11 protein-coding genes are annotated in these 12,613 nt (G+C 68.4%); all 11 read right to left on the bottom strand.

Going from position 1 to position 12,613, the window contains the following annotated elements; all coding sequences use genetic code 11:
- Positions 1–10 precede the first annotated feature (10 nt).
- Positions 11–313 carry a 50S ribosomal protein L23 gene (rplW, locus tag ABT008_RS02260; RefSeq protein WP_093403611.1) on the bottom strand — a complete coding sequence of 101 codons (303 nt, stop codon included), beginning with the start codon at positions 311–313 and terminating at the stop codon, positions 11–13.
- Positions 310–960: a 50S ribosomal protein L4 gene (gene rplD, locus ABT008_RS02265; protein ID WP_350692882.1), complete on the bottom strand. Its 651-nt coding sequence runs from the start codon at positions 958–960 to the stop codon at positions 310–312. Before rplD ends, rplW begins: the two co-directional genes overlap by 4 nt.
- Complete coding sequence (rplC, locus tag ABT008_RS02270) at positions 957–1,622, bottom strand: 50S ribosomal protein L3 (protein ID WP_350692884.1); 666 nt, start codon at positions 1,620–1,622, stop codon at positions 957–959. The genes rplD and rplC overlap by 4 nt, the downstream gene beginning before the upstream one ends.
- An 11-nt stretch (positions 1,623–1,633) precedes the next feature.
- Entirely contained in the window at positions 1,634–1,942 is a 309-nt protein-coding gene (gene rpsJ / locus ABT008_RS02275; protein WP_007073037.1) for a 30S ribosomal protein S10, read from the bottom strand.
- Positions 1,943–2,291: 349 nt separating this feature from the next.
- Positions 2,292–3,485: an elongation factor Tu gene (gene tuf / locus ABT008_RS02280; protein ID WP_117226257.1), complete on the bottom strand. Its 1,194-nt coding sequence runs from the start codon at positions 3,483–3,485 to the stop codon at positions 2,292–2,294.
- Positions 3,486–3,697: 212 nt separating this feature from the next.
- Positions 3,698–5,794, bottom strand: coding sequence for an elongation factor G (fusA, locus tag ABT008_RS02285; protein WP_350692886.1), 2,097 nt, complete (start codon positions 5,792–5,794; stop codon positions 3,698–3,700).
- 75 nt (positions 5,795–5,869) lie between these two features.
- Entirely contained in the window at positions 5,870–6,340 is a 471-nt protein-coding gene (rpsG, locus tag ABT008_RS02290) for a 30S ribosomal protein S7 (RefSeq protein WP_350692887.1), read from the bottom strand.
- A gap of 1 nt (position 6,341) precedes the next feature.
- Positions 6,342–6,716 carry a 30S ribosomal protein S12 gene (rpsL, locus tag ABT008_RS02295; RefSeq protein WP_014440718.1) on the bottom strand — a complete coding sequence of 125 codons (375 nt, stop codon included), beginning with the start codon at positions 6,714–6,716 and terminating at the stop codon, positions 6,342–6,344.
- Positions 6,717–7,225: 509 nt separating this feature from the next.
- Positions 7,226–7,600, bottom strand: coding sequence for a hypothetical protein (locus ABT008_RS02300; protein ID WP_350693180.1), 375 nt, complete (start codon positions 7,598–7,600; stop codon positions 7,226–7,228).
- A gap of 557 nt (positions 7,601–8,157) precedes the next feature.
- Entirely contained in the window at positions 8,158–8,523 is a 366-nt protein-coding gene (locus ABT008_RS02305; RefSeq protein ID WP_350692889.1) for a hypothetical protein, read from the bottom strand.
- Positions 8,524–8,625: 102 nt separating this feature from the next.
- The gene (locus ABT008_RS02310) at positions 8,626–12,513 is read right to left on the bottom strand and encodes a DNA-directed RNA polymerase subunit beta' (protein ID WP_350693182.1); all 3,888 of its coding nucleotides are present in this window, start codon (positions 12,511–12,513) and stop codon (positions 8,626–8,628) included.
- Positions 12,514–12,613 lie beyond the last annotated feature (100 nt).

Here is a 12,613-nt window from a genome sequence, read left to right on the forward strand (position 1 = left end):
TCTACACCCCTCAGCTGACCGGGCCGCCGAAGGCCTCGATGCGGTCTCCCTCAGCCAGCTTCACCATCGCCCGCTTGGTGTCCTTGCGCTTGCCGAACCCAGTACGGGTCCGCTTGCGCTTGCCCTCGCGGTTGAGCGTGTTGACCGTCAGGACGCGGACGTTGAAGATCTGCTCGATGGCGATCTTGATCGCGGTCTTGTTCGCGTCCGGGTGCACCAGGAAGGTGTACCAGTTCCGGTTCAGCTCGCTGTAGCTCTTCTCCGAGACGACCGGCGCCACGATGATGTCGCGCGGGTCGGCGATCGTGCTCACTTGCCACCCTCCTCGGTGGTCTCGGCGGGAACGCCCAGGAACTCGTCCAGGGCCTCCTTGGTGAAGACCACGTCGTCGGCCACCAGCACGTCGTACGTGTTGAGCTGGCCGGCCTCGATCAGGTGCACCCGCGGCTCGTTGCGCAGCGACACCCAGTTCAGCTCGTCGGTGCTGCTCAGCACGACCAGCACCCGACGGGCCTCGCTCAGCTTCGCGAGCGTGGCCAGCGCGGCCTTGGTCGACGGCTTCTCACCCGAGACGAACGCCTCGACGACGTGCACCTGCCCGGCGCGCGCCCGGTCGGAGAGGGCACCACGCAGCGCGGCGGCCTTCATCTTCTTGGGGGTGCGCTGGCTGTAGTCGCGCGGTACCGGGCCGTGCACCACGCCACCGCCGGCGAACTGCGGCGCGCGGATCGAACCCTGCCGGGCCCGACCGGTGCCCTTCTGCTTGTACGGCTTCTTGCCGCCGCCGGCGACCTCGCCGCGGGTCTTGGTCTTGTGGGTGCCCTGCCGGGCCGCCGCCAGCTGCGCCACCACGACCTGGTGCATCAGCGGGACGTTGGCCTGCACATCGAAGATGTCGGCGGGCAGCTCGACCGAGCCGCTCTTGGTGCCTTCGGAGGTCAGGACGTCAACGGTGGTCACTTGGCCACACCGCCCTTCTTCGCCTTGGTCTTGGCCGCGGTGCGGACCAGGACCAGCGCGCCCTTCGGGCCGGGGATGGCGCCGCGGACGAGCAGGAGGTTGTTCTCGGTGTCGACCGCCTGGACGGTCAGGTTCTGCACGGTGTAGCGCACGCCACCCATGCGGCCCGCCATCCGGGTGCCCTTGAAGACGCGACCCGGGGTGGCGCAGGCCCCGATGGAGCCCGGGGAGCGGTGCTTGCGCTCGACACCGTGGCTGGCGCGCAGGCCGTGGAAGCCGTGCCGCTTCATCGGGCCGGCGTAGCCCTTGCCCTTGGTCTTGCCGGTGACGTCGATCGAGACGCCGACCGGGAACTCCTCGACCGTGACCTCCTGGCCGAGCGAGTAGTCGCCGGCGTCGGCGGTGCGCAGCTCGACGATGTGCCGGCGCGGCGCCACGTCGGCCTTGGCGTAGTGCCCACGCAGCGGCTTCTTGGCCTTGCGCGGGTCGATCGTCCCGTACGCCAGCTGGACCGCGGAGTAACCGTCCTTGTCGGCGTCACGAACCTGGGTGATGACGCAGGGGCCGGCCTGAACCACGGTCACCGGGACAACCTTGTTGTTGTCCCAGACCTGGGTCATGCCGAGCTTCGCGCCCAGGATCCCCTTAACTTGCCTGTCCATGTGTCCGGTCCCTACAGCTTGATCTCGATGTCGACGCCAGCCGGCAGGTCGAGGCGCATGAGCGAGTCGACCGTCTTCGGGGTCGGGTCGATGATGTCGATCAGCCGCTTGTGCGTACGCATCTCGAAGTGCTCGCGCGAGTCCTTGTACTTGTGCGGCGAGCGGATGACGCAGAAACGGTTGATCTCCGTGGGCAGCGGCACCGGGCCAGCGACCTGCGCCCCGGTACGCGTCACCGTCTCGACGATCTTCCGAGCCGAGGAGTCGACGACCTCGTGGTCATAGGCCTTGAGCCGGATGCGGATCTTCTGTCCCGCCATGGTGGCTTCTGTTCCTTCTCTCGATGCCGCTGTGTTGCGGGTGCCTGTACCGGCTGGTACAGGCCCTCTTCGCCCACCCCCGCGGTCGGGCGTGTCGCGCCCTGTGGCCAGGCTCCGCCCCGAGATTCCGGAGCGATCCTGACCGCGGTGGGTCCAGGCGCCGATCGCGCTACCGCGACCTGAACGCCGCGCGAGGGTGGTTGGCGGCCGGACCGCCAACCACCCCACGCCCGACTGTTCTGCCTACCCGGAGGTTCGGCGTGAGCCGAACACAGGCAGCGAACTGTCGTTACGCAACCTGACTAGTATGCCGCACGACCGGCGGCGGGTCTAATCGGGGTTACCCAGCTCACTTGATGATCTTGGTGACGCGACCCGCGCCGACCGTACGGCCACCCTCCCGGATCGCGAACTTGAGGTTGTCCTCCATCGCGATGGGCTGGATCAGCTTCACGGTCATCGTGGTGTTGTCGCCAGGCATGACCATCTCGGTGCCCTCGGGGAGGGTGACGACACCGGTGACGTCCGTGGTCCGGAAGTAGAACTGCGGACGGTAGTTCTGGAAGAACGGGGTGTGCCGGCCACCCTCCTCCTTGGAGAGGATGTAGACGGTCGCCTCGAACTCCGTGTGCGGGGTGCTGCTGCCCGGCTTGACGACCACCATGCCGCGCTCGACGTCCTCGCGCTTGGTGCCGCGGAGCAGCAGACCGACGTTCTCGCCTGCGCGGGCGTCGTCCAGGGTCTTCCGGAACATCTCGATCGCGGTGACCTTGGTCTTGAAGCCCTTCTCGCGGATGCCGACGACCTCGACGTCCTCGTTCGGGAGCAGCACGCCACGCTCGACACGACCGGTGACCACGGTACCCCGACCGGTGATGGTGAAGACGTCCTCGACGGGCATGAGGAACGGCTTCTCGGTCTCGCGCTCCGGCTGCGGGATCGCGGTGTCGACCGCGCTCATCAGCTCGAGCAGCTTCTCGGTCCAGACCGGGTCGCCCTCGAGGGCCTTCAGCGCGGAGACCTGGACGACCGGCAGGTCGTCACCCGGGTACTCCTGAGCCGAGAGCAGCTCGCGGACCTCGAGCTCGACGAGCTCCAGGAGCTCCTCGTCGTCGACCATGTCGCTCTTGTTCAGCGCCACGACGATGTACGGCACGCCGACCTGGCGGGCCAGCAGCACGTGCTCGCGGGTCTGCGGCATCGGGCCGTCGGTCGCCGCGACCACCAGGATCGCGCCGTCCATCTGGGCGGCACCGGTGATCATGTTCTTGATGTAGTCGGCGTGACCGGGGCAGTCGACGTGCGCGTAGTGCCGCGCCTCGGTCTGGTACTCGACGTGCGCGATCGAGATCGTGATGCCGCGGGCCTTCTCCTCCGGCGCCTTGTCGATCTCGTCGAACGGCGTGTACGGGTTCAGGTCCGGGTACTGGTCGTGCAGGACCTTGGTGATGGCCGCCGTCAGCGTCGTCTTACCGTGGTCGATGTGACCAATGGTGCCGATGTTGACGTGCGGCTTAGTCCGCTCGAACTTCGCCTTCGCCACTGGTGTCCTCCTGTGGACTTCTTGGTTCGTTCGCCCCGGTGCGCCAGGTCGGCGCTTAGGACTCTGTCGACAGCCTTTCCGACCTGACGGCCGGAGAGCTTTGTGGGTTCTGCGGCGATGAAGCCTACAGGCCCGGAATTCACACAATCCGACCGAGGTGGTCGCAGTCGGGGAATCCTCCCGCGACCACCTCGGATCAGCTCAGGTGAGTGTCACTCACCCGTCGCCTTGGCGATGATCTCCTTGGCGACCGAGGACGGGACCTCGGCGTAGGAGTCGAACTGCATGCTGTAGCTAGCCCGGCCCTGGGTCTTCGACCGCAGGTCGCCGACGTAGCCGAACATCTCCGACAACGGCACCAGAGCACGGACGACGCGGGCGCCGCTGCGCTCCTCCATCGCCTGAATGATGCCGCGGCGGGAGTTGAGGTCGCCGATGACGTCACCCATGTTCTCCTCGGGAGTGGTGACCTCAACAGCCATCATCGGCTCGAGCAGTGCGGGGTCGGCCTTGCGGGCCGCGTCCTTCATCACCATCGAGCCGGCGATCTTGAATGCCATTTCCGACGAGTCGACCTCGTGGTACTGGCCGTCCAGCAGGGTGAGCTTGATGCCCACCAGCGGGAAGCCGGCGAGGATGCCGTACTGCATGGCGTCCTGCGCACCCGCGTCCACCGACGGGATGAACTCCCGGGGGATGCGGCCACCGGTCACGCCGTTGGCGAACTCGTAGGTCGGCGCGTCGTTGCCCAGCGGCAGCGGCTCCAGGCTGACGATCACCCGGGCGTACTGGCCGGAGCCACCGGTCTGCTTCTTGTGGGTGTACTCGACCTTGTCCACCTTGCGGCGGATGGTCTCGCGGTACGCCACCTGCGGCTTACCGATGTTCGCCTCGACGTTGAACTCGCGGCGCATCCGGTCGACCAGGATGTCCAGGTGCAACTCGCCCATGCCGGAGATGACCGTCTGACCGGTCTGGTCGTCCAGCTTGACGCGGAAGGTCGGGTCCTCCTCGGCCAGCCGCTGGATGGCGGTGCTGAGCTTCTCCTGGTCGGCCTTGGTCTTCGGCTCGATGGCGACCTCGATGACCGGCTCCGGGAAGGTCATCGACTCCAGGATGACCGGGTTCGCCGGGTCACACAGAGTGTCACCGGTGGTCGTCTGCTTGAGACCCTGCACCGCGATGATGTCGCCGGCCTGGGCCGAGCTGCGCTCTTCCCGCTTGTTGGCGTGCATCTGGTAGATCTTGCCGATCCGCTCCTTGCGGTCCTTGGTGGAGTTGACCACCTGGGAGCCGGACTCGAGCGTGCCGGAGTAGATCCGCACGTAGGTGAGCTTGCCGAGGTGCTTGTCCGTCTGGATCTTGAAGGCCAGACCGGAGAACGGCTCGGACACCGCCGGCTTACGCAGCAGCGGGGTCTCACCGTCGGTGGCGGTGCCCTCGATCGCCGGGATGTCCAGCGGCGACGGCAGGTACGCGACGACCGCGTCCAGCATCGGCTGGATGCCCTTGTTCTTGAACGCGGTGCCGGTGAGGACCGGGTTGGCCTTGCCGCCGATGGTGGCCCGACGGATGGCGGCCTTGATCTCCTCGACGGAGATCTCCTCGCCCTCCAGGTACTTCTCCATCACCGAGTCGTCGACGTCGGCGAGGGTCTCCATCAGCTTCTCGCGCCACTCGGCGGCGGAGTCGGCGAGGTCGGCCGGGATCTCCTCGACCGCGTAGTCCTCACCCTTCTGGGTCTCGCCACGCCAGGTGAGGGCGCGCATCTCGACCAGGTCGACCACGCCGATGAAGTCGCTCTCGGCACCGATCGGGATCTGGAGCACCAGCGGGGTGGCGTTCAGCCGGTCGATCATCATCTGCACGCAGCGGAAGAAGTCCGCGCCGGTACGGTCCAGCTTGTTGACGAAACACATCCGGGGGACGTTGTACTTGTCCGCCTGACGCCAGACGTTCTCCGTCTGCGGCTCCACGCCGGCCACGCCGTCGTAGACCGCGACCGCACCGTCCAGGACACGCAGCGACCGCTCCACCTCGACCGTGAAGTCGACGTGGCCGGGCGTGTCGATGATCTGGATCGTGTGGCCCTTCCACTCGCACTTCGTGGCGGCGGAAGTGATGGTGATACCGCGCTCCTGCTCCTGCTCCATCCAGTCCATGACGGCAGCGCCCTCGTGGACCTCACCGATCTTGTACGTGATACCGGTGTAGAACAGGATTCGCTCGGTGGTAGTGGTCTTACCGGCATCGATGTGCGCCATGATGCCGATGTTGCGTACGTTGGCGAGCGCGTCTGCGGCGGCCACTTCAATCCCTACTTATCGTCGTCTCGACACAACTGGTGGCGGTCCCGGCGCCGGGTGGGCACCGGGACCAAGCTGTTACCAGCGGTAGTGCGCGAAGGCCTTGTTGGACTCCGCCATCTTGTGCGTGTCCTCGCGCCGCTTGACGGCGGCGCCGAGGCCGTTGCTCGCGTCCAGCAGCTCGTTCATCAGCCGCTCGACCATGGTCTTCTCGCGCCGGGCGCGGGAGTACGTGACCAGCCAGCGCAGGCCCAGCGTGGTCGCCCGGGCCGGACGGACCTCGACCGGCACCTGGTAGGTCGCGCCACCGACACGGCGGCTGCGGACTTCCAGAGTCGGCTTGACGTTGTCCATCGCGCGCTTGAGCGTGACGACCGGGTCGGTGCCGGACTTCTCCCGGCAGCCCTCCAGGGCCGCGTACACCACGCGCTCGGCGAGCTGGCGCTTGCCGCGCAGGAGGATCTTGTTCACCAGCTGGGTGACCAACGGCGAGTTGTACACCGGGTCAGCGACCAGCGGCTTCCGCGGAGCGGGTCCCTTACGCGGCATGTCAGCTCTTCTCCTTCTTCGCGCCGTAGCGGCTGCGCGCCTGCTTGCGGTTACGGACACCCTGGGTGTCCAGCGAACCGCGGACAATCTTGTAACGCACGCCGGGGAGGTCCTTCACCCGGCCGCCACGGACGAGCACGATCGAGTGCTCCTGCAGGTTGTGACCCACGCCCGGGATGTAGGCGGTCACCTCGATCTGGCTGCTGAGCTTCACACGAGCGACCTTGCGCAGCGCGGAGTTCGGCTTCTTGGGAGTGGTGGTGTACACGCGGGTGCACACGCCGCGCCGCTGAGGGGAACCCTTCAGCGCCGGGGTCTTGGTCTTGCTCGTCTTGGCCTGGCGGCCCTTGCGGACCAGCTGCTGGATCGTGGGCACCGGGTTTCTCCGCTCCCTTCGGCCGCTCACGCGGCCGCGCTCGCTCGGTCGGCCTGATGACCGACCCTCCTACATTCCGACCAGGTCCACCTCGCGGCGGTCCCGGCACCCGCGGTCGGGCGTGTCGCCCGAGCACGGTCCCGGTTCCGACGCTCGCGCGGTGGCTCCGGGTTGTGTCACCGGCACGCGGATCTCCGCCGCCGGGTCTTCTGGCTCAGTCGTGCCGCTGTTCGGATGCCGGTATCACCGGATCCCGCGCACGCACGAGTTGCCCGGGCAAGCCCGGGCGCAAGGGGAAAGAGTACCTACCACAGCCGTGCAGGTCAAAACGGATGACCCGCCGGACTTCTCACTGCTCGCCGGCTGGGCTCGTCACGCCTCACGCCTGTGATGGGCACCTACGACGACAAGTGTACCGGCTCCGCCGGAAACCGGACCGGTAGCCCCTGGGCGGGACCGATCGGTATCCGGGCCCGGCTCACCCACCCGGCGCCGACGTGGGCCGGATCTCAGGCCAGGGTCAGCAGCAGCGCCAGCCCCAGGCCCGACAGGCAGAGCAGGAGACCGGCACCACCGCAGCTGATCCCGGCGATCGCCACGCCACGGCCGGTGAACCGGACCGCCGGCGGAGCGGCCGGGCGACGGATCTGCCGGAGGCCGAGCAGGCCAGCCACCACGGCACCGGCACCGGTCAGGCTGCCCAGTACGGCGAAGGCACCGGCAGCCCAGGCTCCCCCACCCGTGCCTCCCCCGACCGCGCCGATGCAGATGGTGAGGAACGAGATCAGGATCGAGGTGATGCCGGCCACCAGCGAGCCGACCGCCAGCCCCGACGTGACCGGGGGGACGTCCAGGTGCACCGTCGCGAACGGGGTACCGGGCACCGGTTCGACCCGCTTGGGCGGCCGGGGGCGGTCCTGCGGCGGCGGCACGGACGGCGGCGCACCCCAGCCGGGAACGGGCGGCGCGCCATATCCCGGGCCTCCGGCCGGCGGCCCGGACGGCGGCGGGCCGTGGGGCGGCCCGAAGCCGGGAGGCGTTGCGGGCGGACCGTACGGAGCACCGATGGCAGGCGGGCCGGACGGCGGACTCTCCGGCGATGAACCGGGGCCGGCACCGCCAGGTGGCCAGCCCGGCGGCACGCCGAAGCCGGGCGGCGGACCCGGCGGCGGGGCGTATGCCGACGCGTACCCGGACGGCGGGGGCGGCGCGGGAGGCTCCGGCGCGGGTCCGGGCCGTGGCTGCTCCCCCGGTTGCGCGCCCGCCGCGTCGTCCGGGCGCCCGGAAGTGGGCTGGGCGGACTCGCCGCCCTCGGGGCGCGCCGGTTCCGTCACGGGATCTCCTCCTCATCGGCCGCGTCCACCGCAGCGCGACGGACACCGTCAGGCTACCGTCGCGGGTCAGCCCACCGTGCCCGGCGCGATGCCCGCGGCGACCCGGGTCAGTCGACGGTGGGGGCGAAGTCCTGCCCGTAGGGTGCCTCGGCGAGCCGGACCACGCCGATCACCAGCAGCGCCACCACACTCACCGCGACCAGCGCCAGCCCCGTCCAGGCCAACCGTTCGCCGCGACGCAGCCAGGCCGCGCCGGTCAGGAAACCGCCCGAGGCGTACGCCTCCCGGCGCGCCTGCCGCGCCAGGTGCAGCGCGACCGTCGCGGGGATCACCCCACCCAGCAGCAGACCGGTCATCGCCCCCATCAGCCCGAGCGCGAACACCGCGCGGGCCTTGGTCGCCCGGACCGGATCGGGGTCGAGCGGATGACGTGGCGCCGACGCGGTCGGCGCCGGTCCGGGTGCGATCGTCATGAGCACATGATGCCTGTCCGGGTCGCGCCGTGCGGCGGAGCGGCGGGTACGGACACGAGGAGGCCCCCGGCAGATGCCGGGGGCCTCCCACGTCACACGGTCCTAGCGGTACGACCCGAAGTCGAAGTCGTCCAGCGGAACCGCCTGGCCACTGGCCGGCCCGAAACCGTAGTCGGTCTCCGGGTAGCCGGTCATCGAGTAGACCTTGGCCTTCGCCTCCTCGGTCGGCTCGACCCGGACGTTGCGGTACTTGCTGATGCCGGTACCGGCCGGAATGAGCTTACCGATGATCACGTTCTCCTTGAGACCGATCAGCGAGTCGCTGCGGGCGTGGATCGCCGCGTCGGTCAGCACCCGGGTGGTCTCCTGGAAGGAGGCCGCCGAGAGCCAGGAGTCGGTGGCCAGCGATGCCTTGGTGATACCCATCAGCACCGGACGGCCGGCTGCGGGCTCGCCGCCCTCGCCGACGAGCCGGCGGTTCTCCGACTCGAACAGCGCCCGGTCGACCAGCACACCCGGCAGGAACTCGGTCGAGCCGGAGTCGATGACCGTCACCCGCTTGAGCATCTGGCGGATGATGATCTCGATGTGCTTGTCGTGGATGAGCACACCCTGCGAGCGGTAGACCTCCTGGACCTCCTGGGTCAGGTGGACCTGGACCGCGCGCGGGCCGAGGATGCGCAGCAGCTCGTGCGGGTCGATGGTGCCCTCGGTGAGCTTCTCGCCGACCTCGACGTGGTCGCCGTCGTGCGCCCGCAGCCGGACCCGCTTCGAGATCTTGTCGTACACGATCTCGTCGCTGCCGTCGTCCGGGATCACGACGATCTTGCGCGACCGCTCGCCGTCCTCGATCCGGATCCGGCCGGGGGTGTCGGCGATCGGCGCCTTGCCCTTCGGGATCCGGGCCTCGAAGATCTCCTGGACACGCGGCAGACCCTGGGTGATGTCCTCACCCGCGACACCACCGGTGTGGAAGGTACGCATCGTCAGCTGCGTACCCGGCTCACCGATCGACTGGGCGGCGATGATGCCGACCGCCTCGCCGACGTCCACGATCTTGCCGGTCGGCAGCGAGCGGCCGTAGCACGCACCGCAGACGCCCAGCTTCGACTCGCAGGTGAGCACGCTGCGGACCCGGACACCGTCGACCCCGGCGGCGACGATCTTGTCGACCAGGATCGAGTTGATGTCCGCGCCGCGCTCGGCGACGACGGTGCCGTCCGGCCCCTTGATGTCGTCGGCGAGGGTACGGGCGTGCACGCTCGTCTCGGCGTGCTCGTGCACCACCAGCCGGCCGTCGAGGTGCTGACCGACCTGCATCGGGATGGCCCGGTCGGTGCCGCAGTCCTCCTCGCGGATGATGACGTCCTGCGAGACGTCCACCAGACGCCGGGTCAGGTAACCCGAGTCGGCGGTACGCAGGGCGGTGTCCGCGAGACCCTTACGGGCACCGTGCGTGGAGATGAAGTACTCCAGCACGGACAGACCCTCCCGGTAGCTGGCCTTGATCGGCCGCGGGATGATCTCGCCCTTCGGGTTGGCCACCAGACCACGGATCGCCGCGATCTGCCGGAGCTGGAGCAGGTTACCGCGAGCACCCGAGTTGATCATCTTCCACAGCGGGTTCTCCTGCGGCAGCGCGGTGTCCATCTCCTTGGCGACCTCGTTGGTCGCCTTGGTCCAGATCTCGATGAGTTCGCCGCGACGCTCCTCGGCGGTCATCAGACCACGCTGGTACTGCTTGTCGATCCGGTCGGCTTCCTTCTCGTACCGCTCCAGGATCTCCCGCTTGCGCGGCGGAGCGATGACGTCCTCCATGCCGATGGTCACGCCGGACCAGGTGGCCCAGTGGAAACCGGCCTCCTTGAGCCCGTCCAGGGTGGCCGCCAGGGCCACCTTCGGGAACCGCTCGGCGAGGTCGTTGACGATCGCGGAGAGCTGACCCTTGCGGATCTCGTAGTTCACGAACCGGTAGCCCTGCGGCAGGGTCTCGTTGAACAGCACCCGGCCGAGCGTGGTCTCCACGGTCAGCGGCTCACCGGGGATCCAGCCCTCGGGCGCGGTCCACGGCTGCCCACCGGCGCCGTTGTCGACCTCGACGACGTCCCGCAGCCGGATCTTGACCGGCGCCTGCAGGTGCAGCTCACCGTTGTCGTACGCCATCCGCGCCTCGGCGTCCGAGCTGAACGACCGGCCCTCCCCGCGCTCACCGGTGGTGAGGTGGGTCAGGTGGTAGAGCCCGATGACCATGTCCTGGGTGGGCATGGTGACCGGCTTGCCGTCGGCCGGCTTGAGGATGTTGTTCGACGACAGCATCAGGATCCGCGCCTCGGCCTGCGCCTCGGCGGACAGCGGCACGTGCACCGCCATCTGGTCACCGTCGAAGTCGGCGTTGAACGCGGTGCAGACCAGCGGGTGGATCTGGATGGCCTTGCCCTCGACCAGCTGCGGCTCGAAGGCCTGGATGCCGAGTCGGTGCAGGGTGGGCGCCCGGTTGAGCAGCACCGGGTGCTCGCCGATGACCTCTTCCAGCACGTCCCACACGACCGGCCGCTGCCGCTCCACCATCCGCTTGGCGGACTTGATGTTCTGCGCGTGGTTGAGGTCGACCAGCCGCTTCATCACGAAGGGCTTGAACAGCTCCAGCGCCATCTGCTTGGGCAGACCGCACTGGTGCAGCTTGAGCTTCGGGCCGACCACGATGACCGAACGGCCGGAGTAGTCGACGCGCTTGCCCAGCAGGTTCTGGCGGAACCGGCCCTGCTTGCCCTTGAGCATGTCGGACAGCGACTTCAGCGGACGGTTACCCGGGCCGGTGACCGGCCGGCCACGGCGGCCGTTGTCGAACAGCGCGTCGACGGCCTCCTGCAGCATCCGCTTCTCGTTGTTGACGATGATCTCGGGCGCGCCGAGGTCGATCAGCCGCTTGAGCCGGTTGTTCCGGTTGATCACGCGGCGGTAGAGGTCGTTCAGATCGCTGGTCGCGAAGCGGCCACCGTCGAGCTGCACCATCGGGCGCAGGTCCGGCGGGATGACCGGTACGCAGTCCAGCACCATGCCGAGCGGCGAGTTGCGGGTGTTCTGGAACGCCGCGACGACCTTGAGCCGCTTGAGCGCCCGGATCTTCCGCTGTCCCTTACCGGTGCGGATGGTCTCCCGCAGGTTCTCCGCCTCGGCCTCGAGGTCCATGTTCTGCACCAGGGCCTTGATCGCCTCGGCGCCCATGCCCCCGGTGAAGTACTCGCCGAACCGGTCGCGCAGCTCGCGGTAGAGCAGCTCGTCGGTGACCAACTGCTTCGAGTCGAGCTTGCGGAAGGTGTCCAGCACCTCGTCCAGGCGGTCGATCTCGCGCTGGGCCCGGTCGCGGATCTGGCGCATCTCGCGCTCTCCGCCCTCCTTGACCTTGCGCCGGACGTCCGCCTTCGCGCCCTCGGCCTCCAGCTCGGCCAGGTCGGCCTCGAGCTTGGCGGCCCGCTTCTCGATCTCCGAGTCGCGGCTGTTCTCCGACTGCCGCTTCTCGGCCAGGATCTCGTTCTCGATGGTCGAGAGGTCACGATGACGCGCTTCGGCGTCAACGCTCGTCACGACGTACGAGGCGAAGTAGATGATCTTTTCGAGGTCCTTCGGGGCGAGGTCCAGCAGGTAACCCAGCCGGCTCGGCACGCCCTTGAAGTACCAGATGTGGGTCACCGGTGCGGCGAGCTCGATGTGGCCCATCCGCTCACGGCGGACCTTCGAGCGGGTCACCTCGACGCCGCAGCGCTCACAGATGATGCCCTTGAACCGGACCCGCTTGTACTTACCGCAGTAGCACTCCCAGTCCCGCTGCGGACCGAAGATCTTCTCGCAGAAGAGCCCGTCCTTCTCCGGCTTGAGGGTGCGGTAGTTGATCGTCTCGGGCTTCTTGACCTCGCCGTGCGACCACTGACGGATGTCGTCGGCGGTCGCCAGCCCAATTCGCAACTCATCGAAAAAGTTGACGTCGAGCACGTTCAATTCCCTCACACGTCGCTTGTTGCGCTAGCAGCTGACCGGGCCTGGGTCCGGGGCGGGGTGACTCCCGAGGGAGTCGCCCCACCACCGCACCGCA

Origin of the sequence: Micromonospora sp. NPDC002389, assembly GCF_040296095.1 — a bacterium.
GTDB lineage: Bacteria > Actinomycetota > Actinomycetes > Mycobacteriales > Micromonosporaceae > Micromonospora.